Consider the following 24,302-nt stretch of genomic DNA (forward strand, 5'->3'; position numbering starts at 1 on the left):
TACGTTTCAACAAATAGTATTGGTTGCTTTAGCCTATGAATATAAATATGCCCGCATGAAATTGAAACAATTAATCCCCACACCATCGGCCTGGGCACACATGCGTTTTGTTTTTTCCGTTTTTTTGTTGCCTGTTTACCTGTTTGCGTTTAGCCAGGCTACTTTTGTACAGCCAGGGCAGGCTGTACTTATATTTTTTATCTGGCATTTTTTGGCGTTCCCGGCAAGTAACGGGTATAACAGTTATTTTGACAAGGACGAGGATAGCATTGGCCTGTTAGAAAAACCGCCCCAAGTTGATATTAGCCTGTACTATTTTTCTATCCTGCTGGAAGCGCTTGCCTTCGGCATGGGTTTTTTAATTAGCTGGGAATTTGCGGTGGCTGTACTTATTTACGGTATTATGTCTAAATTGTATAGCCATTCTGCTACACGATTAAAAAAGTACGCCATCATCAGTTTTTTAACGGTATTTATTTTCCAGGGCTGCTTTATTTATTATGTCACCTATTCGGCGTTAAGCGGGCTCAGCCTGTTCAGGCATTGGGATACCGGGTTTATTGTTGCCGGGGCAATTTGCTCGTGTCTTATTGGCGCATCGTACCCGCTCACCCAGGTTTACCAGCACGATGAAGACAGCCGTCGTGGCGACAGAACGATTAGCCTACTATTGGGCTACAAGGGCTCGTTTATTTTCTCGGGCGCTATGTTTGCGCTGGGGATAGCATGCTCTTTTTACTATTGGCATTTGGAGGGCAAAATGGTCAACTTCTACTTTTTCCTGGTATGCGCGCTGCCCATATTTTTATTTTTTAATTACTGGTTTTACAAAGTAGGCAAATCGACAGCTAACGCCGATTTTAAAAATGCCATGCGCATGAACTTTTTAAGCTCGGGCTGTATGCTGGTTTACTTTGGCACCCTGGCACTGATGAGTTAAAAGATTGAAATATGGATGGCATGCGAATTTATAAATACAATCCGTACTTCATTTTGCCCATGATACTATCCGTGCTTTTACTGGGCCAGCCGGTGTATTCGATTTTTAATAAGCTTTTGATTTACAAAGATTATTCCAGCGCTATCATATTGGTGCTGGTTATCGATTATTTCCTGTTGTTTTTTACCCGGCACATTTATTATGTGCTACGGGGCACCCCGGCTATTATAATTACCCGCGAATTTATTTTTATCGAGAAAAATGGTTATACGATTGCCTGGCGGGATATTGAAAGTATAGATAAGGTACAGGGGCTAAGAATGTCGCTTAGAACAACCTGGCGCAATTGGCCCCAAATAAAAAACCCCATAGTCAGGATTTACTATGGGTATATGGCCAGCGGAATTTCGATACCTGGTATTTTAATTGCCGGCGATACCGAACAAATGAGTATTACGATAAGGGATTATTATTTTAAGTACCGGTATGATTAAAACTCCACATGCACCCTTAACGAAAACACGTTCACCGGCCCCCTGTCTTTATTATACGCCGGGTTTACAATAAACTGGTAATCGGGCGAAAGCCAGAATTTTTTTTGATAGGCGTTAATTTTGTAATATAATTCGGCAATCAGCTCGTTGCTGTAGTTTAATTTGCCATCGCCGATAATAAAGCCGTAACCACCCGCGGCCAGGTAATCGCGGTGCGGGCCTGATAGGCCGTTTGCCACAAATGCCAGCCCAAGTTCGTCGTCGCTGCGTTTCCAGGAGTTGCCTTTTAATACGCCTCCGAAGCTTAACGAGCGGTCTATCTCGGTAAAATACCAGGTTTCGGTGTGCCCGTCATTATAGCTCAGTTTGGCAAATACGCCAAAATCTTTGCTCAGGTATTGGTCGGCGCTAATGCCGAAGCCGTATTTGTGTTTGCCATAAACCAAATTGGTATCAACTACGGGGTTAACAGCGCTTATGGCGAGGGCAGCGCGGTAATTACCCATTTTCCCATTATTACGGAACCCTAAAATGCGCACTGTTCCTTTATTGCCGTTAATAGTATAGCGCCTTTCATACTCCATTGTTTGGGTGTTGGCTTTGCCAACTTTGGCATCCCAGATAGCTCCGTTGGCAGTAGTTGTCGACATGGTGAAGGCAAATCTCAGCGTCCAGTTGGGCATGCCTAACTCGGTATGGATACCCATGGCATAGCCCCGGGTGTTGGCGGGGTAATCCCAGGCGCCGTTATCCATCAGCGACCAGTTCATGAACTGGGATCGTGGATCGTGGCTAAATTCGTTGCCGTCGTAAAAATCGGCCATGCCAAATTTACCTGCAGTTACCGAAAAATAGCGTTTGCTTTTTAAGCCGGCAAGCTGGTTATTATCATCCTGCAGGGTATCCTTCTCTTTACCCCATTCAAAGTTTTGGGTAAAGTACAGGCGGGCGATATAAATTTTAGGCTCCGAGCCGCCAACGCGAAAAGTTTCGCCGTTGGGGAAACCTGCAACACCCAGTGTTTTACTTAAGCCCGAGCCGCCGGATAGTTCGGGGTTAAAAAAAGCCGACGCGCCTTTCCAAAGCCTGGCCCCGCCAAATAACGTGGTGGTGATGGAAGTTTGCGTTTCTGATTTGGTAAGCAAACTATTATCGCCGGTATAATTGGCCCCGAACGATGGTTTATACTGGGTAATAACCGTTTGCTGGAAATGGAAGTTAAACCGTTGCTGCTTAAGCGTATCCTGAGCGCTGGCAATAAGTGTGACGCCCAACAGGGGCGTTATAAAAAGTAAAGATTTTTTCATGCGTAAAAGTTGATCCTGAAACGATTATCGGGGCTTATGGTTTGCACTCCAGGTAAAATTGCTGTAAGTAAGCTACCATAAACTGATGACGTTGTTCGGCCAGTTGGCGGCCGGTTGGGGTGTTCATCTTATCTTTCAGTAATAATAATTTTTCGTAAAAGTGATTGATGGAAGGAGCCGGCGAATTTTTATACTCGTCCTTACTCATGTTTAAATTAGGCTCAATTTCGGGATTGTAAATCTCACGTCCTTTAAAACCGCCGTAATTAAAGGCCCGGGCTATACCTATAGCGCCAATGGCATCAAGCCGGTCGGCATCCTGAACAATAGCCAGCTCGGGCGAGTGGAAGGTTTGTTTATCAAAGCTTGATTTGAACGACATGTGCCGTATAATTTGCTGCACATGTTCAATAACAGCTGTATCCACGTTTTTGCTCAATAAGTAATTGCCGGCGGTACGCGGCCCTATTTCTTCATCGCCGTTATGAAATTTACTATCGGCAATATCATGAAGCAACGCGGCAAGTTCAACAATGAGAGGATCGGCTTTTTCGGTTTGGGCTATCAGTTTGGCGTTGGTCCAAACGCGGTGTATGTGCCACCAGTCATGGCCACCTTCGGCATTTTTTAATGTTTCACGTACAAATTGTACGGTATTATCAATGAGCTGTCCTGTTTCCATCCGGCTGCAAATATACATTACCCGGCGAAAAAGGAGGCTAATTAATGCATATTACGCGGCGGCCGTTTTTTCGGTAGCTATTAGCTCATGTACATCAACCTCCAATATGGTGGCTATCTGGAAAAGTCTTTCAACCGTTATTTTGGTATAACCAAGTTCGATTTTACTATATGCATTTTGCGATATTTTTAGCTTCGCAGCCAGGTATTCCTGGGTATAATTTAACTGTTCCCTTGTTCGCCTGATATTTGCCGCAATCGCTTTAACTTTATTATTCAGCGTCTCTTTCATCTCTATTAATCTATTATTATCTAACGATATTAATAGATCTTTGGATTTTTTGTTTTAAAAAATTTATCTAACGCACTCAAATAGAGGGCGAAATGAGGTTTTTGACACTATGAAAAAAGCTGTAAATCCAACCCATATAAACCGATAGTTTAATTCGCTTTTTAGTTTTTGTTAAAAATCTTATTGCTTTATATACCTGCTTTAATCGTTTGCTGAAAACTTTTCGCTTAAAAACCATGATTATAACGGTATAATGTGGGTGGATGAACTGCCGGGAACATAAGCGTTCTTTAACTTATAGTTTAGCTATAAATGTGTTACAAGCCCGCTTTTTTTAGAAGTATTTTTTTTCACAGGCCATCTATCACCCGAAATAATTTCCCTGGATATAAAAGTCCGGTATAAGCTGTCAATCCGGTGAAATGCCGGCTCAATTGCTAAAACTCGTATTTAGACTCTGAAGAGATCACCCGCTTTCGCCGCTCTACATCGGTTTCCAGGCTATGATCGTAGGTGTTATCGGTAACAGTAATATTCAAATCCTTGTCCCTGTCGGCCATGTACATATTGGCCTCGGCTATTTTGGCAACGGCCACATCATACGGGCCTTTGGGCGACATTAGTTTAACAAATACAGGTAAACATTCAAATAAGATGAACAGGTAGCCAATAAATGAGATGGCCATATAAGTGTCCAGATCGCGCGTGCCATTTTCATTGTACGATAGTTGTCCCAACGCCCAGTTCCGGTCAGAAAAACCGGCCACATTGGCCAGGCTATCCAGCTGATGATCGGTAAACAGCCGGGTGCTGTTTAGTCCTTCATAATCTTTGCGGTGGCCCAGGTATTCGTCAAGCTGACCCAGGTTGTCAGTTACAGTTTTCAGGCGGGCTTCTTTTTCTTCCAGTACTGCTTGCTTTTGCTTGGCGTAGGTGCCGTAGCCGGTTATGCCCGATGTTTGGTTGGTTTTATCGCCAAAAACCTCCTGGTTAAGCAGGAAACGGCTCCGGTTAATATCTTTTTCGAGTGAATCTTTTTCCTTTTTCAGATCGCTGGTTTTCCCCATCTCCATGGCATACTTTTGATTGTACGTTTTTTCGAGGGTGTCAATTTTGCGGTGCTGGCCTTTTAGGTAGGAGAGCTTCAATTTCTGGCGGATCTCTTTATCAAATATCTTCAGTTCCAGCGGGCGGGATATTACTATACCAATCATTATCGCCAATAATATCCGGGGTGATGCCTGCAGTATCTGCTGGTTGGTTGTTCCTTCTTTATTAATGCTGGATACGATATAACGGTCCATATTAAAAATGGCCGTTCCCCATAGCAAACCAAACAGTATTGCAAAGCCAACGGCAAAAGCATCGCCGTTAAAAACAAAGTACATAGCATATCCACCTGATAGCGAGGCAAACAGCGCCGTGAAAAATATGGTAGCCCCGATGCCCACATACTTATTATGCTCGATGGGGTATTTTTTTAGTGTATCTATATGCGCTCCTGAACAAAACCAGAAAAAGCGGGTAATTTTTTTCATGTATGTAGTTTTTTAAAATAGATGCCGGTTAATATTTATGTCAAATTATCAATCAGGCTATCCGCTATTTGCCGGGCAAAGATGGTTAAAAAGTATATTGTGCAGCAAATCATATAATAAACGCTCTTAGGCATTGATTGTTACAAAAATTGCGTGTAATTATTTGCATTGGAAAAAAAGCTACCTTTGGATTATAATTTTATTGATCATGAACGAGATAACCGTACAGGAATTAAAAGAAAAAAAAGAAAAAGGCGAAGATTTTCAACTGATTGACGTTAGGGAAGATTTTGAATATGAAACATCAAACCTTGGTGGATTATCTATCCCCCTTGGCGGCATTTTAATTGAGAGCGAAAAAGTATCTAAAGATAAACCGGTAGTGGTAATGTGCCGCAGCGGCAAACGCAGCGCAGCAGCTATTATGCAGCTGGAGCAAAGGGGTTTTACTAACCTGTATAACCTGCGCGGCGGAATTTTAGCATGGGCGGCCGAGATTGATCCTGACTTAAGCGTTTATTAATCATGGCTTTTAAATTAATACTTAACGTACTATATACCATTGGTTTGGTGTTGTGCGCGTTTGTGGCTTACCAGTATTTTATGGCCAAAAGCTACCCGGTTATGGCTGCCGCGATAGCTGTGGGCCTGGTGGTAGTTTTCCTGAAAATAAGACTGTTAAAAGACGTAAAGAACTCGCAAAAAAAGGTGTAACTTCATTGCATGTTTATAGCAATATTAGGAGTTATCGTGCTCGTGGTGGGCATCGTACTCAAACGCTCGCCCGAACCGGCCAGCCATTTTAGTAGTACCATAAGTATAGTTGGCGGGGCAATGGTGGTTATTGGCCTCCTGCTATCCAGTTTCAAGGTTATTGAGCCGGGAAAAGTTGGTGTACAAGTGCTTTTTGGCAAAGTGCAGGACCATATATTAGAAAGCGGCCTGCATATAGTAAACCCCGTTGTCGAGATCACGACCTTTGATGTGCGGCTGCAAACATACACGATGAGCGCCGTTCATGACGAAGGCTCAAAGGAAGGTGACGATGCAATCCGTGTACTGTCGTCAGATGGTCTTGAGGTGGCTATTGATCTTTCTGTTCAGTACAAAGTAAATGCCGATAAAGCGCCATTTATTATGCAAAATATAGGCGAAGACTACCTGGAAAAAGTAGTGCGCCCGGTGTCCAGGACTGCCATCCGCGATAACGCCGTGAATTATGCAGCGGTTGACCTTTATTCAACCAAACGGCAGGAATTCCAGGATAGGATAAACAGGTTTATTACGGCCAACTTTGCCAAAAGGGGCCTGGAGTTACAGCAGATCCTGGTGCGTAATATCACCCTGCCGGCTTCGGTAAGGGCCAGTATCGAATCAAAAATAAACGCTGAGCAGGATGCCCAAAAAATGCAATTTGTATTGCAAAAAGAAAAGCAGGAAGCCGAACGTAAACGTGTAGAAGCCCAGGGTATTGCCGACTATCAAAAAATCCTTTCAACCGGTTTGTCGGATAAGCAACTACAATATGAGGCCATCAAAGCCCAGATTGCTATAGCCACTTCGCCAAATGCCAAAGTGATCATCATGGGTGGCGGCAAGGGAAACCCGATAATGCTGAGCGATAAATAATATACACGGATTTAATACACACGAATATTCGCGAATTGGATCGAATTTCACGAATGATAAGCAGACTTCCGAAGTTTTTAAAACTTCGGAAGTCTTTTTTTAAGATTAGAACTATTTTTAATTGTAGATCTGAAACCTAAATCACATTGAGAATATTATGAATTACTGGAAATTTACATCTGCAGCCGGTTGGTTTTCGACTCTGTTGCCCGACAACTGGTCGGAATATGACGATGATGAAGGTACATATGCATTCTTCAATACAGATAAATGGAGCGGCAACTTACGCATAACGCCAAACAAATGGAAAAATAGTCCCGATATAGCGAGTGCCATTATCGCGGACGAATTGAAAAATAATCCGAAAGCCGTCGCTACGAAAATAGGAAGCTGGGATGCTGCCTTTTATAGCCAAAAAGGAAGTGATGAGACACTCAACTACTTCTGGACGACCGGAACCAAAAACTATATATTTATATGCTCGTTTTCGGTTGATATGGAGTTTCTTGGAACTGATGTCCATGACAAAGAGCTATCCGTTGTAGAGAAGATACTTGGCGACATTGAAATAAATAAGGACTGAAGACAATACACCTGTTCACATTTTACAAAAAGCAACAAGACTGTTCACTGAATGGCCATTTTAAGAATACACCCAGAACAATGATAAATCCAACAGATAAGCTTGAAACTAAATGGCAGCCAATCGTTCTGTTTTATGGATTTGCCATCTTACTTATAGTTATTGGTGCATTCATTTCGCCGACCAATTTAGCCGGGGCAGGGCTTGACTTATTGTTCGTCCTGATTGCTATCGTCGGTAACATCGTCCTGCTTTTCAGATCGGCATTTAAACTGATAAAACAAGGTAAAGCTTTCCGGGTAGCTGTAGCGATCCACGCAGCAGTATTTATGCTGTGGTTTGGGTCAATCATGTTTATTATTATCTACACTGCAATAACATCATCAAAATAAAGCCAGGGATCAGGCGGCCTTTGCCATTCCCGTAATAGCAGTTAGATATCGCAAGCCAAAAAAATGAGAGACTCGAATAAATCCGTGCTATCGGTGTCTATTCAAAAGTAAGCCCCGTTTCATCCAATTATGGAAAAACGGGGCTTTAAGATTTTATTCGTGTATAGCTACGGGTTGTATAGCAACACAACACTACTGTCATGCTGAGGAACGAAGCATCTGTTCGCAAACTTTTAAGGCCGCGATGCCTGTCGATTCATAGATCCTTCGTTCCTCAGGATGACAGGGAAAAAGAAAGGCTCTTATTTCACCAGCGTACCAATGGCTTCGCCTTTGGCTATTTTCATGAAGTTGCCTTCTTTGTTCATATCAAATACAATGATAGGCAGCTTGTTTTCCTGGCAAAGGGTAATAGCTGTCATGTCCATCACGTTTAAGCCTTTATCATATACTTCCTGGAAGCTAATCTCGTCGTAACGGGTTGCTGTTGGGTCTTTCTCCGGGTCGGCGGTGTAAATACCATCAACGCGGGTGCCTTTTAATACAACATCGGCTTTAATTTCAATAGCGCGCAATGATGCAGCAGTGTCGGTAGTGAAGTATGGGTTACCGGTACCGGCACCGAAGATCACTATTTTACCAACCTCTAAATGGTGCATAGCGCGGCGGCGAATGTATGGTTCGCAAATTTGCTCCATTTTAATAGCCGATTGCAGGCGGGTTTCAACACCTATACTTTCTAATGCATTTTGCAGTGCCATGCAGTTAATAACGGTGGCAAGCATGCCCATATAATCGGCCTGTGCACGTTCCATGCCCGATTTTTCGGCACTCAGGCCCCTAAAAATATTACCGCCGCCAACAACTATCGCAATTTCCATTCCAGTGTCGTAAACACTTTTAATATCCTGGGCATATTGCAAAACCTGCGCATTATCAATGCCATATTGCCGGGTACCCATAAGCGATTCGCCCGAAAGCTTCAGTAAAATTCTTTTGTACTTCATTTGGTGTGATTTGTTATTAACAGAAATAGAGGGAACTTGCTTTTGTAGATATCATGAATTGATAAAGCGTTGTTCATATGAGGTGTCGTTCCGCAAAAATAGCGAATAAAAATTAGTGTTAAAATTTTATGTTGTCTTTGTTAATAAATGACCGTTAAGGTAAGTTGCTTCTACCTCAAAATCAGCATTAAAAACAACCATATCGGCAATAAAGTTTTTCTCAATTTTGCCTTTTTTATCTTGTTTTGCCAATTCGGCCGGGTATAATGAGGCCATGTTAACAGCTTCGGCTAACTCAATGCCTGCTTGTTTCACACAGTTTTCTACCGCTTTTAGCATCGTAAGCGACGAGCCAGACAGCGTGCCGTCGGGCATTACATATTTATTGCCAGCCAGCCGGTGCTGGTAAGCGCCCTCGTTAGTTGAGGTAACGGCATCCGTAATCAAAAACAGTTTATCACCCAGCTCACGCTTGGCCAGGCGTATCATGGCCCAATCAACATGGTTACCATCGGCTACAATGCTGGTATACGGCCGTTCTTCAAAAATAGCGGGAATGTAGCCTGGTTCGCGGTGGTGCATTTGCGGCATGGCGTTAAAAAGGTGGGTTACCGCAGGGATGGGCTTATTTAAAAATGCTTTCCCCTCGGCGTAAGTAGCATTGCTATGCCCCGATGATATGATAACACCCGCATTGTGCAGGTAATCAATCACCTCCTGGTCCTGCAGTTCGGGCGCTATGGTAATCATTTTTATTTCGCCTTCGGCGCGTTCCACCCATCCTTTTACCTCGGCAAGGGTAGCTTTTTTTATATATTTTTCGGGATGCGCGCCTTTTTTGGCCGGGTTTAAATACGGCCCTTCCAAATGCAGACCCCAGAAAGCACCCTTCGCTTGTTTGCGATAGGCTTTAGCTGCATCAATTCCCGCTTCAACAATTTCATTGGTATTGGTACCTATAGTAGCAAAAACGCCGGTGGTGCCCTGGTTAAGCAAATCGCTTTCCAGCCGCTCCAAAGCAGCTACCGTTGGCGTGCCGGCGAATAATAAGCCGCCGCTGCCATAAATCTGTAAATCAATAAAGCCAGGGGCAAGGTATGAGCCTTTTAAATCATGCTTAGCGGCATCAACCGGAATGGCGGTATCATCAATAACATCGATAATGGTGTTGCCTGAAATTAAAACGGCTTTGCCATGGGTTATTTGCCCATTGGAGATTAGTTGGAGATTGTGGAGTGCTGTTATCATCTTGGTAGTATTAAACCTTTGTTGAATAAGCAATAATCGCAGCCTGACGGCGAAAACTCACCCGGTCTTCACTTCGCTGGATCACCCTCTCTTCACCTGCGGTGGAAAGAGGGGCTTGAAGATTGATCAAGTTTCATTTTATATAATACCCACTGTTCAATTCCCTCTTTCCGGCGAAGCCGAAGAGAGGGTGGCGGGCGTAGCCTCGCCGGGTGAGTCTTCTCCGCCATGCGATATGGAATGACATGAGAGGACTTACCAAACAATATTGCAAAAAAAATCCCCCTCGCTAAAAACGAGGGGGATAATATAATTAAGCTCCTAAAGCTACCCGCTTAAATGCGGTTACTGTGAGGCCTTTTTCAACGGTGGCCAGGAACTGGGCAACGTTTTTAGATGAATCTTTTACAAACTCCTGGTTTAACAGGGTTGAGTCTTTGTAAAACTTGTTCAGTTTACCTAAGCTGATTTTTTCAACCATTTCTTCTGGTTTACCTTCAGCGCGGATCACGTCTTTGGCAATTTCCAGTTCACGCTCAATAACAGAGGCATCAACGCCATCTTTATCAACCGCAATTGGGTTCATAGCTGCAATTTGCATAGCAACATCTTTACCAGCTTCGTCGGCACCTTCAGGGTTTGAGTTTAAAGCTACCAATACACCTAAACGGAAGTTACCGTGTACATAAGCGATAACTTTTTCGCCGGTGATGATCTCTAATTTAGAAACACCAATTTTTTCGCCGATTTTACCGGTCTTGTCAATAACAGCTTCACCAATAGTAGTAGTGGTGTTTTCTGTATCGATAGAAAGCGCGTAAAGTTCTTCGATGCTTTTTGGCTGGTTTTCAACTGCTTTGTTAGCAATTTCGTTAGCGAAAGCGATGAACTCAGCATTTTTAGCTACGAAATCAGTTTCGCAGTTAAGTTCGATGATAACACCTGTTTTGCCATCGGCGCTGGTGCGCGATATAACAACACCTTCGTTTGATTCCCTGTCCTGACGGCTTGCTGCAACTTTAGCACCTTTTTTTCTTAAAAAATCGATAGCTGCTTCAAAATCACCGTTAGTTTCAGTTAATGCTTTTTTGCAATCCATCATACCGGCGCCTGTTTGTTGGCGCAGTTTATTTACGTCGGCTGCAGATATTTGTACTGTAGACATCTTTTTTTGTTTTAAGTGGTATGTTATGAGTTATAGGCTACCGGCAAATTTAATATGCCCCTGTAACCTGCAACTGTATTTAGTATTAAAAAATACAGGTTGTAAAGTATCGGTATATCTACCTTAATTCTACAACCTATATGAAAAAGTCGTAAGTATTAAGCTCAAAGCCTCAGAGTATAATTCCAGACTTAGTACTTAGTACTTACGACTAAAATATAATTACTCTTCTGTTTCGGCAGGTGCGTCTGTATCAGCTTCGGCTACTACATCTGCAACTTCGGCAGTTTTTCTTGCTCTTTTACCGTCTTCGCTACGATCTTTAACTTCAGGAGCATCAGCTTTTGCTTTAGCAGCAACTGCTTCTTTTTCTGCTTCGTCTTCTTTATCGCGTTTGCGTTCTTCCAAACCTTCTTCAATCGCTTTGATGATAATGCTGGTAATCAATGAAATTGATTTGGTAGCATCGTCATTCGCAGGGATAGGGAAATCGATGTTTGAAGGATCGGAGTTGGTATCAACCATAGCAAATGTAGGGATATTCAACTTCAAAGCCTCAGATACTGCAATATGCTCTTTCTTAACGTCGATAAGGAATAATGCTGCAGGTAAACGGTTCAAATCAGCAATACCACCTAAAAGGGTTTCTAATTTGATACGCTCACGTTGTATCATCAGTCTTTCTTTTTTAGAAAGGTTGCTGTAAGTACCATCTTTAGTCAATTTATCGATGTTTGACATCTTTTTGATCGACTTACGTACGGTAGCAAAGTTGGTTAACATACCACCCAACCAACGCTCGGTGATGTAGGGCATGTTTACACTTTTTGCATAATCAGCAACAATATCTTTCGCTTGTTTCTTTGTAGCTACGAATAATACCTTACGGCCTGATTTTACTATTTGTTTGATAGCTGCAGCAGCTTCTTCAACCTTAGTTAAGGTTTTATTTAAATCGATAATGTGGATACCGTTACGCTCCATGAAAATGTACTGTGACATTTTCGGATCCCATTTGCGGGTAAGGTGACCAAAGTGTACACCTGCATCCAGTAAATCCTGATATGTTGTTCTTGCCATTGTGTTGTCCTCCTGTGATTAACGTTTACTGAATTGGAATCTCTTACGTGCTTTCTTACGACCTGGTTTCTTACGCTCAACCATACGGTCATCGCGAGTCATAATACCTTTAGCGCGTAATGCTGGTTTCTTTTCAGGATCCAGTTCAACAATGGCTTTAGCGATAGCTAAACGAACGGCTTCTGCCTGTCCTTTTACACCACCACCTGCAACATTTACTTTAACATCAAATTTTCCGGTGCTACCAGAAACCTCAGTGCTCTGAGTTACGATGTACTGTAATGGCAATGTTGGGAAGTACTCTTTGTAATCTTTACCGTTAACGATGATCGCACCATTTCCTTCTGAAAGGTAGATGCGGGCAACGGCTGTTTTTCTTCTGCCTGAAGTGTTAGTTGTTGGCATTTTTTTTCTCCTTTGAAATTAAAAAGTTAAATGGTTGTTGGGTTTTGTGCTGCATGTGGATGCTCGCCACCTGCATATACATACAGGTTACCAAATAATGCTTTACCCAAACGACTTTTAGGTAACATACCACGAACGGCTTTTTCAATTACACGTTCAGGATGTTTTGCCATTAACTCCTTAGGAGAAATGAAACGCTGACCACCTGGATAACCAGTGTAAGAAACATACTGCTTTGCGCTGAATTTGTTTCCGGTCAACTTTACCTTGTCTGCATTGATAACTATTACATTATCACCGCAGTCTACGTTCGGGGTGAAATCTGGCTTGGTTTTACCACGAATGATCATTGCGATCTTAGTGGACAAGCGCCCCAAAATCTCGCCTTGTGCGTCAACAACAACCCATTGTTTGTTAACGGTTTTTTTGTTGGCTGAGACAGTTTTGTAACTTAACGTATTCACTTGCTTTAAATTAAATTGTTTAAACGTTTATTATACCCCGCATTTTCGGGACTGCAAAGATACAGCTTATTATGTTATTAACAAATAGTTTTGCACTAATTTTTAAGCCGTTATTCATGCTGTTGCTCAAGTTGTTAAACCGGGGTGTTTTTGTTAACAAGTCGTTTGGGTGGAAGCAGTCGGCTATCCGTCGATCATAAATTAAAAAAAGTCGCTTCGGCAGACTTTTGACTGTAACCGCCTATATGACAACACTCATTAGCCAACCCGGAAGAAAATCCCTGGACTTAATATGATTGCTACAAAATCCCTGTGAGAATTGCATGGAAAGCAGAAAGGTTAAGCTGGCGGCGCAAGGCTTAATTCATGTGTTGTGGTCAAAAAAGAACAAGTATGCTTGCTTTATATGTATGATAATCTGAGCAATCGAGAATTATAGATAAGAATCTGGTATAGTTATCAGGTTATATTTTTTAATCCATTGCATTATCACCGCTCATGCACCGGACCCCGTTGTCAAGTTCGGTTTCGTGTTTTGGCGAATTTTCCGGAAACGATTGTAAGTTACAACACGATAGCCCTCTTGCCCTGTCCGGGTTATTTAACCGCCGTCCGGAAATAATTATCCCCGCAACTGCAACGATTCCTGGCCAAGCGCTGTCTTATCTATACAAATCAAAACAACATGAAAGTATATATTTTATCTGCCTTACTGGCCTGCCAAACCATTGCTGCTATAGCGCAGGATAATGATGGCAAAACGCCATATCTAACTAAATCGCTGGCAAGCGATGCCATCAACAGCGTTGTGGTAAATACATCGGCCGGTGGCATTGAAGTAAGCGGGCGCGCAGGGCAGGCGCCAAGGGTTGAAGTATACATCAGGGGCAATAACGGCCGTGATCTGTCGAAAGAGGAAATCAAAAAACGCCTTGATGAGGATTACGACCTGAGCGTAACCGTAACCGGCCACGAAGTACGGGCTATTGCCAAAAACAAGCATGAAAACCAAAGCTTCAACTGGAAAAAATCAATCAGCATATCGTTTAAGATATTTGTTCCGCAACAGGTTGCTACCAGCCTGAAAACCAGTGGCGGAGGTATCCGTTTAGATAACTTAAAAGGCAGCGAAACATTTACCACCAGTGGGGGAGGATTGGAAATTGACAGGCTTTACGGAACCATCAAAGGCACCACATCAGGTGGTGGTATCAGGGTTACCAACAGCGGCGATAATATTAACCTGCAAACCAGCGGCGGTGGTATCGAGGCCAAAAACCTGACAGGTAAAATCAACCTGGAAACATCGGGTGGTGGTTTACGTCTCGAAAATTTAAAAGGCAACGTAAACGCACATACCAGCGGTGGTGGCGTTGAAGGCAGCAATATTGAGGGCGAACTGATAACCAGCACCTCAGGTGGTGGCATCGACCTTAAAGGCATGAACTGCAGCCTCGACGCATCTACAAGCGCCGGAAGCCTGCGTGCACAAATGGTTAAAGTGGGTAAGTTCCTGAAACTGGACGTAAGCTCGGGTAATATTGATTTACAGCTGCCGGCAAACCAGGGCCTCAGCCTCGATATTCGTGGCGACGGTATTAACCAGCACCCATCAAAAATAAGTGGCTTTACCGGGCAGTGGGACAACGAACATATTAAAGGCACGGTGAACGGAGGAGGTGCACCGGTGACAGCCGAAGCGTCGAGCGGTAACGTAAGCGTTAAGTTTAACTAAGTAAACAAACCAATCAACCATATACAGGAAGCTCCGGGTCGGAAGATCAGGGGCTTTTTGTGTTTAGTGAAAAATAACAGCTTTGCGCCGGTTTTCAAAAAAAATGCATGAGCAATTGTGTTGCTTTAGATGGTGGATGATTGCTGTGTATGGTATTGATGATTAGGTATTTAAATGCTATTTTTTTAGGTTGTTGAGATAGGGTTTTTACTTTTAAAACAAATACTTGTGGCTTAAGGATTCAGGGATATTGAAGCAATAAACAATGAATAATATGCTCAAATAGTTGAATCCATTTAAGCTATTAGTTACGATTTTTACTGATTAGGTGTATCTTCATACGCCCCGACTTCAACCAGCATAAATGAGAAAACTGATAAGCATTCCTCCGGCCTTTAAACAATTTGGCGACCACCATTTTGCCAAAGAAAACTATTACTTCAGCTCGGACCCTAAAGAGGGCAAAGTTGGCTCGGGTGGCGGAACAGTTAATTTATTGTATGAAGCCAGTAAAGAGGAGAATGCTATAGGCCCGATAAGTAATTGGTTACGCAAAGAGAAGCGGTTGATTATCCATGCAGGGGGCCAAAGCCGGCGTTTGCCGGCCTATGCGGCCGTAGGCAAAGTGTTTACACCCATGCCCATCTTTCGCTGGAAAAGAGGACAGCGCATAGGCCAAACGCTGATTGACCTGCAATTACCGATGTATGAAGAAATATTGAACAAAGCCCCTAAAAGCCTCAATCACCTGGTAGCCAGCGGTGATGTGCTTATTCGTGCAGGGGGCGTATTGCCCGAAATTCCGGATGCGGATATTGTTTGCTTCGGCCTGTGGGAGCGGCCCGAGAAAGCATCTAATTTTGGTGTTTTTTTTGCACATAAAAGCTCGCCCAAAGAGTTGGCCTTTGCGTTGCAAAAACCCACAGCTCAAAAATTGCAGGAGTTGCAACCTAACTACCTGTTTTTTATCGATATCGGCGTTTGGCTGTTTAGCCCTAAAGCCATGGAATTGATGTTTGAGCGTAGCGGGTGGGATAAAGATAGTAACTCGTTTGCTGGCGGCATTCCCTCGTTTTATGATATGTACACAGAGTTTGGGCAGGCCCTGGGCAAAAACCCAACGTTGAAGGACGATGCCATCAATCAGTTAAAAGTAGCAATTGTGCCGCTCCCTAAAGGCGAATTTTACCATTTTGGAACCAGCGCCGAGCTGATAGAATCGACCGATAAGCTGCAAAACCTGGTGAAAAACCAGGAAGAGATATGGCATAATAAAATAAAACCCAGTGCCGACCTGTTTACTCAAAACGCGATCACCGGGATTGACTTTACCCGCGCAAACAATTCTATTTGGATTGAGAATAGTGATATTGCCCGCACCTGGAAATTGAGTAGTAAACATATTATTACAGGAGCACCTGCAAATGATTGGACGCTTAACCTGCCCGAAGAAACATGTCTTGATTTTATACCCATTGGTAATAACGATGAATGGTGTGTAAGGGTTTATGGTTTTTACAACCCCCAATTACCCAAACGGGAAATAAATGCAAATAACGGTTATTCGGCTGCCGACTGGTTTAACGAGCCTGTTTACCCTGTATTTGATGCGGCAGATTTGAACAGTGAGGTGATACAGGACCTGATTGATAACCCATGTAATTACCAGGCAAAGGGAAAACGGTTAATTGCCGCCGCTGATGTTGCCGATGAAATAAACCTTTACCGCCAGTACGCCCAGCGTGAAACTTTTTTAGAAAGTAACCTGCAAAGTATGGCAGCTAACTGGAAACAATCTGTTTTTTATCAGCTTGATTTGAAGAATGCTGCCGGGATATTTAAAAATGCAAAGCTAACATTACCGCCTGCTTTACCGGATGACGCTCCGCTGTTAACGCGCCTGCACGACCAGATGTTCAGGAGCGAGGTGTTAGGTTCAAACGATCCATCCGCTGCCGCCTACGAGGCAAAAGCATTTGGATTGCTTGCCGAAACTATTGTTGATACGGCCAAAGCTGAACTTGCGGCGCCGCGGTTGGATGTAATGTCCGACCAGATAGTTTGGGGCCGCAGCCCAATCAGGCTCGACCTGGCTGGTGGTTGGACAGACACGCCTCCAAACTGCCTCATAAACGGCGGGAAGGTACTAAACCTGGCTGTTGAGCTTAATGGCCAACCTCCGCTGCAGGTATTCATAAAACCGTCTGCCGAATATGTTATCACGCTGCGATCTATTGATTTGGGTGTAAGGGAGGATATAACCACTTATCAGCAATTAAATGATTATAATAATTCAGTCGGTTCGGCATTTTGTATTCCCAAAGCGGCGCTTTGCCTGGCTGGTTTTGTTCCGGAATTTTCGGCAAACAGGTACGGTTCGCTGATAGAGCAATTGAAAGACTTTGGTATGGGTATCGAGGTAACGTTGTTGGCTGCTATACCCAAGGGATCGGGCTTAGGCACAAGTTCAATCCTGGCAAGTACGGTATTGGGCACCTTAAGCGATTTTTGCGATTTGAAATGGGATAAATATGCCATCTGCTCGCGAACACTGGTTTTGGAGCAAATGTTAACAACCGGCGGCGGCTGGCAGGATCAGTATGGCGGTGTTTTTGGTGGAATTAAGCTATTGGAAAGCAACCCGGGTATTTTTCAAAAGCCCACAGTACGGTGGGCGCCTGAGTTTATTTTTACCGATGCTTCTGCAGCATCTGTGTTGTTATATTATACCGGAATTACCCGGATAGCTAAAAATATCCTGGCCGAAATTGTGAAGGGAATGTTTCTTAACGGCAATAGCTATTTAAGCATTCTTGAAGAAATGAACCAGCACGCCCTTAAAACCTACGAAGCTTTCCAATACGGCAACCTGCAGCAAGTGGCCGAGGCTACGGGCATTAGCTGGGAGCTTAACCAGCGGCTGGATGGCGGTACCAATACTCCGGAAACTCAGGCTATTATTGATCGCATCAGCGATTATATCATTAGCTGTAAATTACTGGGCGCGGGTGGCGGTGGATACATGCTAATATTTGCAAAGGATGTGGCCGCAGCGGCAAAGGTGCGTGGCGCTCTTAATACCAACCCGCTTAATAACAGGGCGAGGTTTGTTGATTGGTCTATTTCGCGGGACGGATTTAAGACATCAAGGAGTTAATGTAAGGGTTAGCAAGGGGTGCATGCTCGCACCCCGCCAAAAGCCTATTAATTTAATTGCCCGGCTCTTTTGTATTGCTGTTCATCAGCTTTCGCCCTTTGCTCAACACTTTTAACCGTTGCCTTTTTAGGGATATCGGCTGTGCTGTTTCATCGGCCTCATTATTATGGAGTCCATATGCAGCTATAATTTCTTTGCAGGATAGGCTGCCGATGATTGTATTTTCTGCCGATGTAACCGCTACCAGTCCTGCACTATGCTTTGCCATTAATTCGGCCGCCTGGCGTAATGATGTGTTGCTGTTTATCGTTAATGTTGATGGATGAACTATATTAGCGAGGGTTAGTTTGTCGGCCAGTGTATCATTATAAATATCGGCTAAATTGGCTGTACCTGTGTAATTGCCCTTTTTATCAACCACAATAAAATCATGGGTGTTTGTGCTGTAGGCCAGCAACGTGGCTTTTACTTCACTAACCGTGTTTTGGGCGTTTAGTATAACAAGGTCTTTGTTCATAACATCAACTACAGATAATTTACTCAGCACATCGGGCTCAAATGAAACAGGAGTGACTACCCCTCTGCGGGCAATTTTTTCGGTCATAATGGTATTCTCCATTAAAAAAAACGATACCAGGTACGATGCTGTGCAAGCGCCAAGCAAAGGGAGTAAGGCGTTTGATTGCATAGTAGATTCGAGCGCAAAGGTAATGCTGGTTAAATACGCCCTTGAAGCGCCGGCAAACATAGATGACATGCCCAGTAGCGCCGCCATAGGTATGGTTATACCCGAATTTGGAAAAAACATTAAAATAACCGCGCCGGTGATAGCCCCCGCCGCGCCGCCAATGGTTAACAAGGGAGCAAGCGTGCCGCCGGATGTGCCGCTACCCAGTGCAATTGCCCACGACAGAAATTTAAAAAAGCATAAACGCAAAATAAGCAGTAACGGAATGGTACCCGATAAAATGCTAATGATATTATCATAACCCACACCCAACGTATGAGGGGCAAAATATCCAATTAAACCAACACCAAGGCCGCCTAAGGCAGGCCACCACATCCAGTGAATGGGGAGTTTATCAAACCAATCTTCAATTAAATAAACGATTTTGGTAATCCCTAATGATAAAAATCCGATAAACAGGCCGATACCACTATAAATGGCTAACGCCCCATTAGATGGCACCGCTAAATTGGGCATAGGAAAAACCGGGCCCGGTTCAAATAACAGGTGGTGACCTGCCGCCCCCGTTATACAAGCCAGGGCGACCGGTAAAATAGATTTGGGCGAAAACTCAAATAAAAGCAACTCGATAGCCAATAACACCGCCGCTATAGGGGTGCCGAATATGGCCGACATGCCTGCGGTTGCACCCGCTGCAAGGATAACTTTACGCTCATTGGCGGTAATTTTTAATAATTGGCCAAGGGTTGATCCTAATGCCCCACCGGTTGCAATTATTGGCCCTTCGGCACCGAAGGGCCCACCGGTACCAATGGCAATTGCCGATGATATGGGCTTTAGAAAAGTAATAGAAGGTTTTATTTTGCTTTGGTTAGTTAGTATTTGTTCCATGGCTTCGGGGATACCATGCCCCCTGATGGCTTTTGAACCATATAAGGCCATTAGCCCCACAATTATCCCGCCAATGGCCGGCACAATAATAACCCACGGGCCCAGGTGGTTAGCGGCAGGGCTGTGGAAATGCACATCCAGCAAACCGTAAAAAGATATGTTGGTTACAATATTAATGAGGTATATAAGGCCCTTGGCTATAATGCTAATGGCTATTGCCACCGTAACAGATAATGCCGAAATATATAAGAGCCTGTTTTTTGTAGTACGGCTTAATGTTAATTTATCCTGATGACTATTAATGGCGTTTAAGGAAGGCGAGATGGGAATGCCTGTTTCTTTCTGTTTCATAATGAATATTACAGCCCGCATAATTATAAATGGGCGTCTATTTTATTGCAAAAGTAATATAAAATAGATTTTTTATGAAAAAACTTTACAATAAAACATTGCATATGCAATGTTTTATTGTAAAGTTTGTGGCGGAATTTATTAAAAACATTACAAGGATAGTAACATGAAAAAATTCAGTTATGCATTAATGGCGATAGGGGTTATCATCATTATTATTGGTTTTTTAACCTTTACCAATTTAAAAACAGTTAACGCGGTTGATTCACACAACTGGACAATTTACATTAATGGCGCAAAATCATTCCCGTGGCCTGTGTTTGGCGGCTCGGTAATTGCCATATTAGGAATTATTTTTAACATGGCTACCTGGGAGCAGCCAAAAGGCCGGTACTTTTAATAATTTCGCACAGGCAATTTGCCAATATCAACGGGGCATTCATACATGGCAAAAAGTAAAAACGTTTGTGATTTAAAAAGCTGCTTTTTGTGCATGCACTGCTTAAAAGACTGGATTCCGGCTATTGCGGCCCAGCGAAAAAACTATGTTGTAAAAAAAGGCGAGGCAATATTTAAAGAAGGCGACCCGGTTACAGGAATTTATTTTGTTTACGAGGGCAAAGTAAAAGTGCACAAAAAATGGGATGCCGAAAAAGAGTTGATATTGCGTTTTGCCAAAAAAGGCGATATTGTTGGCCACCTGGGGCTTGGCGATACAGGTTATTATCCTGTATCGGCTACTGCTATTGAGGCCGGCATAATTTGTTATATCAGCATGGATTTCCTGGAATCGACGCTGAACGTTAACAATAGCTTTGTAATAAAGCTGATGCGCTTTTTTGCTAATGAGTTACAGGAATCTGAAAAGCGGATGCGCAACTTGGCGCATATGCCCGTTAAAGGGCGGGTTGCGCAGGCGCTAATCTCCCTCAAAAATAAATTCGGTATCAATGCCGATGGGTTTATTGACATCGACCTGAGTCGGCAGGACCTGGCCGCATTTACCGGTGCCGCATACGAATCACTGTTTCGCACCATTAATGATCTGGTTGAGGAAAAGATCATCGAAATAGCCGGCAAAAGCATACTTGTTAAAAACGAGGGCTTATTGCTTAAGCTGACAGAAGAAACAACGGTATAGCTGGTACCTTAACGCTGATACCTGCGCCATACCATAAACCACTTTTTATTGTTGGGATATTTGCGATGGCCGCTTACATTGTTTACCAGCAAAGCTACCAGCAGCAATACTATTGCGCCGGATAGCACCGGGCTTAATACGTATAAATATCCCAATGCCTGTATTTTGGCCGAGCCAATGTTAGCAATCAGCGCTGTGGCGCCGCCGGGCGGATGCAGCGTTTTGGTAATTTGCATCAATACAATGGCAACTGATACGGCCAGGGCAGATGACAGCCAAACCTCGTGCGGGATAAGTTTATGCATAGTTACGCCAACAATAGCGCAGATTACATGGCCGCCAATTAAGTTTCGGGGCTGGGCGAGGGGGCTGTTTACAATGCCATAAATTAATACCGATGAAGCACCGAAAGAACCAATAAGGAATAAATTATCTGAAGGGCTAAAGTACCGATTGCTAAAAAAACCGATTAAGCCTATGCCCAGGAACGAGCCTATAAACGTCCAGAAATGTTCTTTATAATCAACCAGCGTCTCTTTATAAACAATGTAACGGGCGGTACGAGCGTGGCGATGTATCCTTTTGATCATAATAATTGGTCGGGACAAAAATAGGCACTTTAAATTATGGCGCAATGGATAAATTAAAATCAGCAACCGAGGAGATAAAATATTTACTGAAAATTAAAAAGCCCCAGGCTTTTAATCCGGAGGCCATATCTAAAAGCACGTGGTTATATTAATTTACCCGCTCAAACCGCGCAGCCCAGCCACCGCCAGGTGCCAGTTTTACAGATAGCTTGTCTTTCGCGGTTACGTTAATAACGGTGTGTTTATAATCGGTAGCGTCCTTATCGGCATTTACGCCATCCTCAAATACAATGGCCTTATAATTGCCATCGCCCAAAAATGCTAAATCGATATTTAAATCCCTCGCATCCCAGTTGCTCATGGCGCCGGCATACCATGTGGTGCCTTTGCGGCGTGCAATGGCTACATATTCACCTACTTTACCATCAAGGGCAACGGTTTCGTTAAAGGTGGTAGGCACAGCAGCTATAAAATCGGTACTTTCCTGCTCTCTGGTATAAATAGTTGGGTTATCGGCCATCATTTGCAGCGGGGCCTCAAATATGGTATACATGGCCAGCTGGTGGCAGCGTGTTCCCTGGCTCATGGGGTTGCCGTTTACCGGGCGAAAGTTTGCTTTTGTGGCATTGCGCATAGCCCCTGGGGTATAATCCATCGGGCCGGATAGCATACGGATGAACGGGATACTTACATCATAACCCGGGTGATTGGTTACACCCCATTTTACATTCTCCAGCCCTTTTACGCCTTCAAAATTCACAATATTAGGGAAAGTGCGCTGGATACCGCCGGGCTTGTACATGCCGTGGTAATCAACTATCAGGTGATGGTCGGCAGCCTTTTGGGCTATGTCATATAGCGATGCAACCATCTTTTGGTCGTCCCGGTCAATAAAATCTATTTTGAAACCTTTAACGCCCATTTTGGCGAATTTGTCAAAAGCTAAATCGGTTTGGCGGGTAAGGGCGTACCAGCTGGTCCACAAAATGAGGCCCACGTTTTTTTGTTTAGCATAATCCAGCAGTTCCTGCAGGTTAATCTCGGGCGAAATCTGGGTAAGATCCACAATACTCGACCAGCCCTCATCCAGCACCACATACTCTATTTTATTGGCCGATGCAAAATCGATATAGTATTTATAGGTTGGGTTATTAATGCCGGCCTTAAAATCAACGTGGCTGATGTTCCAGTCGTTCCACCAATCCCAGGCTACTTTGCCCGGTTTTATCCAGGAAAGATCGGTTAGCCTTGATGGCTCTGCAAGCTTTTGTACCATGTCGTTATTAGCCAGTTGCTTGTCATCGGTGCTGATAATCACCACCCGCCACGGGAAGCTGCGGGCGCCCGCGGTTTTGGCAATATAATCGGCCCGGCCGTTCACCACATAGTTCATATTGGCATATCCGCCGGTGTGTTCCACTGTAGGATATCTGGCAAATGCCCCTTTCAGGTTTTTGCTGCCGCTACCATCGCCGGTTAAATACATACCAGGATAATTGTTTAGGTCTGCCTCTAAAATGGCTGCTTTTTTCGGCGTGCCAACATCAACCAACACGGGCAAAAATGCCAGGGTGTCTTTTTTTACGGCAGAGATGTTGATGTTATCATAAAGTGCCTCGAACGAGGTTGTCCATTTATCCTTGTTCCTAAAATCATTCACAAAAGGCAGATAAGCCTTATCATCATCCTTAAAATTGAAGTTGGCTTCCTCGTCGACCACGGTAATTTCACCCTTTTTCTGCGTGGTAAAGCGGTAGGCCACCCCATCGTCATAGGCACGGAATACAACCGCGTAATCGCTTTTAAAGTTGATGGTGACCTGGTTGTATTGGTCACGAACCCTGTCTTTTTTATAAATAGGCGTATTAAACCAGGTATCGGCCGATGATGTTTTGGCCGATTTTACAACCGCGTTTTTGCCCAACACCTCGCCGCCGGCTAAAGTCATCGATATAGTTGAAGGGCTAATAACTTCGGTATCCTCATGTTTTACCGACCAGCTGATAGCGGTGCCGGTGGTTATAGCTAAATCGATTTGGCCATTCGGCGATTTTATATGGTAGCTTTTTGCCGATTGGGCAAGTAGTGTGCTAACAGGAAGGCATAGGCAAAGCAGGAGTAAAAGTTTAGTCTTCATCACAAAGGTGTTATGGTTAAAAATGGCGGTTTATGCAATCCGAAACTAAGTATAAATATACTTACGGCATAATGCATTCCCGACAAATTGTGATGAGAAAAAAGCAGCAGGGTTAGCTGGGGTTAATGAGGCTACTCGTAGCCCTGGTCGTACTCTTTATTTTTGGTTTGGAGACATTGTGCTGCGTTTAATAGGTGGAAAGTATTAAGTTGGTGTTAACCATCTTGAAATTTAAAACACTTATAATCAAGTGTTTATTAGCTTATGCGGCTGAAATGTGTTAAGTTATGTTAACCCTCTTTACTTGCGTTTGCCCTGGCCGATCAATCTTAAAATTCGTGAGATTCCATTAAATTGTAATTCTGCCAGCAGATATTCGTGCTTGAG

The 24,302-nt window shown here is 43.6% G+C and carries 24 protein-coding genes; 11 read left to right on the forward strand and 13 right to left on the reverse strand.

Annotated elements, in window-relative coordinates:
* The first annotated feature begins 55 nt into the window (after positions 1–55).
* Entirely contained in the window at positions 56–940 is an 885-nt protein-coding gene (locus BMX56_RS01185) for a UbiA family prenyltransferase (protein ID WP_090641586.1), read from the forward strand.
* Positions 941–951: 11 nt separating this feature from the next.
* A complete protein-coding gene (locus tag BMX56_RS01190; protein WP_090638740.1) occupies positions 952–1,434 on the forward strand; it encodes a hypothetical protein in 483 nt (160 codons plus the stop codon).
* On the opposite strand, the gene BMX56_RS01195 is transcribed toward BMX56_RS01190, so the two are convergent.
* The 4 genes from BMX56_RS01195 to BMX56_RS01210 all read right to left on the reverse strand — a co-directional run bounded on the left by BMX56_RS01195 (position 1,431) and on the right by BMX56_RS01210 (position 5,252).
* Positions 1,431–2,741 carry a carbohydrate porin gene (locus BMX56_RS01195; RefSeq protein WP_090638749.1) on the reverse strand — a complete coding sequence of 437 codons (1,311 nt, stop codon included), beginning with the start codon at positions 2,739–2,741 and terminating at the stop codon, positions 1,431–1,433. The two genes, BMX56_RS01190 and BMX56_RS01195, sit on opposite strands and share 4 nt — an antisense overlap.
* Positions 2,742–2,775: 34 nt before the next feature.
* A complete protein-coding gene (locus tag BMX56_RS01200; RefSeq protein WP_090638757.1) occupies positions 2,776–3,423 on the reverse strand; it encodes an HD domain-containing protein in 648 nt (215 codons plus the stop codon).
* A gap of 51 nt (positions 3,424–3,474) precedes the next feature.
* Positions 3,475–3,714 (reverse strand): helix-turn-helix domain-containing protein, encoded by a 240-nt coding sequence (locus tag BMX56_RS01205; RefSeq protein WP_090638771.1) that lies wholly within the window; start codon positions 3,712–3,714, stop codon positions 3,475–3,477.
* 437 nt (positions 3,715–4,151) lie between these two features.
* A complete protein-coding gene (locus BMX56_RS01210) occupies positions 4,152–5,252 on the reverse strand; it encodes a DUF4407 domain-containing protein (RefSeq protein ID WP_090638780.1) in 1,101 nt (366 codons plus the stop codon).
* Positions 5,253–5,460: 208 nt separating this feature from the next.
* On the opposite strand from BMX56_RS01210, the gene BMX56_RS01215 reads away from it, so the two are divergent.
* From BMX56_RS01215 to BMX56_RS01235, 5 genes are all read left to right on the forward strand, one after another.
* Positions 5,461–5,775: a rhodanese-like domain-containing protein gene (locus BMX56_RS01215; RefSeq protein WP_090641589.1), complete on the forward strand. Its 315-nt coding sequence runs from the start codon at positions 5,461–5,463 to the stop codon at positions 5,773–5,775.
* 2 nt (positions 5,776–5,777) lie between these two features.
* The gene (locus tag BMX56_RS01220; RefSeq protein ID WP_090638788.1) at positions 5,778–5,966 is read left to right on the forward strand and encodes a DUF6358 family protein; all 189 of its coding nucleotides are present in this window, start codon (positions 5,778–5,780) and stop codon (positions 5,964–5,966) included.
* 9 nt (positions 5,967–5,975) lie between these two features.
* Positions 5,976–6,881: a prohibitin family protein gene (locus BMX56_RS01225; protein ID WP_090638802.1), complete on the forward strand. Its 906-nt coding sequence runs from the start codon at positions 5,976–5,978 to the stop codon at positions 6,879–6,881.
* A 157-nt stretch (positions 6,882–7,038) separates the two neighbouring features.
* Positions 7,039–7,464 carry a DUF3805 domain-containing protein gene (locus BMX56_RS01230; protein ID WP_090638809.1) on the forward strand — a complete coding sequence of 142 codons (426 nt, stop codon included), beginning with the start codon at positions 7,039–7,041 and terminating at the stop codon, positions 7,462–7,464.
* An 80-nt stretch (positions 7,465–7,544) separates the two neighbouring features.
* Positions 7,545–7,856: a hypothetical protein gene (locus BMX56_RS01235; RefSeq protein WP_090638813.1), complete on the forward strand. Its 312-nt coding sequence runs from the start codon at positions 7,545–7,547 to the stop codon at positions 7,854–7,856.
* Positions 7,857–8,158: 302 nt separating this feature from the next.
* On the opposite strand, the gene pyrH is transcribed toward BMX56_RS01235, so the two are convergent.
* From pyrH to rplM, 6 genes are all read right to left on the reverse strand, one after another.
* Complete coding sequence (pyrH, locus tag BMX56_RS01240) at positions 8,159–8,863, reverse strand: UMP kinase (protein ID WP_090638821.1); 705 nt, start codon at positions 8,861–8,863, stop codon at positions 8,159–8,161.
* A gap of 126 nt (positions 8,864–8,989) precedes the next feature.
* Complete coding sequence (nagA, locus tag BMX56_RS01245; protein ID WP_090638829.1) at positions 8,990–10,111, reverse strand: N-acetylglucosamine-6-phosphate deacetylase; 1,122 nt, start codon at positions 10,109–10,111, stop codon at positions 8,990–8,992.
* A 313-nt stretch (positions 10,112–10,424) separates the two neighbouring features.
* Positions 10,425–11,276 carry a translation elongation factor Ts gene (gene tsf, locus BMX56_RS01250; protein WP_090638843.1) on the reverse strand — a complete coding sequence of 284 codons (852 nt, stop codon included), beginning with the start codon at positions 11,274–11,276 and terminating at the stop codon, positions 10,425–10,427.
* 222 nt (positions 11,277–11,498) lie between these two features.
* Positions 11,499–12,356 carry a 30S ribosomal protein S2 gene (gene rpsB, locus BMX56_RS01255; protein WP_090638854.1) on the reverse strand — a complete coding sequence of 286 codons (858 nt, stop codon included), beginning with the start codon at positions 12,354–12,356 and terminating at the stop codon, positions 11,499–11,501.
* A gap of 18 nt (positions 12,357–12,374) precedes the next feature.
* Positions 12,375–12,761 carry a 30S ribosomal protein S9 gene (gene rpsI, locus BMX56_RS01260; RefSeq protein WP_090638861.1) on the reverse strand — a complete coding sequence of 129 codons (387 nt, stop codon included), beginning with the start codon at positions 12,759–12,761 and terminating at the stop codon, positions 12,375–12,377.
* A gap of 26 nt (positions 12,762–12,787) precedes the next feature.
* Positions 12,788–13,225, reverse strand: coding sequence for a 50S ribosomal protein L13 (gene rplM, locus BMX56_RS01265; RefSeq protein WP_090638869.1), 438 nt, complete (start codon positions 13,223–13,225; stop codon positions 12,788–12,790).
* Between the two features lie 685 nt (positions 13,226–13,910).
* Here rplM and BMX56_RS01270 point away from each other — a divergent pair.
* The gene (locus BMX56_RS01270; RefSeq protein ID WP_090638882.1) at positions 13,911–14,960 is read left to right on the forward strand and encodes a DUF4097 family beta strand repeat-containing protein; all 1,050 of its coding nucleotides are present in this window, start codon (positions 13,911–13,913) and stop codon (positions 14,958–14,960) included.
* 364 nt (positions 14,961–15,324) lie between these two features.
* Positions 15,325–18,117: a bifunctional fucokinase/fucose-1-phosphate guanylyltransferase gene (locus BMX56_RS01275; protein WP_090638894.1), complete on the forward strand. Its 2,793-nt coding sequence runs from the start codon at positions 15,325–15,327 to the stop codon at positions 18,115–18,117.
* 52 nt (positions 18,118–18,169) lie between these two features.
* Here BMX56_RS01275 and BMX56_RS01280 read toward each other — a convergent pair whose 3' ends face one another.
* Positions 18,170–20,047, reverse strand: a complete 1,878-nt coding sequence (locus BMX56_RS01280) for a chloride channel protein (RefSeq protein WP_090641591.1) — start codon at positions 20,045–20,047, stop codon at positions 18,170–18,172.
* Between the two features lie 166 nt (positions 20,048–20,213).
* Between BMX56_RS01280 and BMX56_RS01285 the strand changes: the two genes are divergently transcribed.
* Positions 20,214–20,447 carry a hypothetical protein gene (locus BMX56_RS01285; protein ID WP_090638907.1) on the forward strand — a complete coding sequence of 78 codons (234 nt, stop codon included), beginning with the start codon at positions 20,214–20,216 and terminating at the stop codon, positions 20,445–20,447.
* Between the two features lie 93 nt (positions 20,448–20,540).
* Positions 20,541–21,188 (forward strand): Crp/Fnr family transcriptional regulator, encoded by a 648-nt coding sequence (locus BMX56_RS01290; RefSeq protein ID WP_255369743.1) that lies wholly within the window; start codon positions 20,541–20,543, stop codon positions 21,186–21,188.
* A gap of 8 nt (positions 21,189–21,196) precedes the next feature.
* Here the strand turns inward: BMX56_RS01290 and BMX56_RS01295 are convergent, their stop codons facing one another.
* Both BMX56_RS01295 and BMX56_RS01300 read right to left on the reverse strand, forming a co-directional pair.
* Entirely contained in the window at positions 21,197–21,778 is a 582-nt protein-coding gene (locus BMX56_RS01295; protein ID WP_090638922.1) for an HPP family protein, read from the reverse strand.
* Between the two features lie 148 nt (positions 21,779–21,926).
* Positions 21,927–23,915: a glycoside hydrolase family 97 protein gene (locus BMX56_RS01300; RefSeq protein ID WP_090638927.1), complete on the reverse strand. Its 1,989-nt coding sequence runs from the start codon at positions 23,913–23,915 to the stop codon at positions 21,927–21,929.
* Positions 23,916–24,302: the final 387 nt, after the last annotated feature.

This window comes from Mucilaginibacter sp. OK283, assembly GCF_900110415.1.
In the GTDB taxonomy this organism is placed as follows: Bacteria; Bacteroidota; Bacteroidia; order Sphingobacteriales; family Sphingobacteriaceae; genus Mucilaginibacter.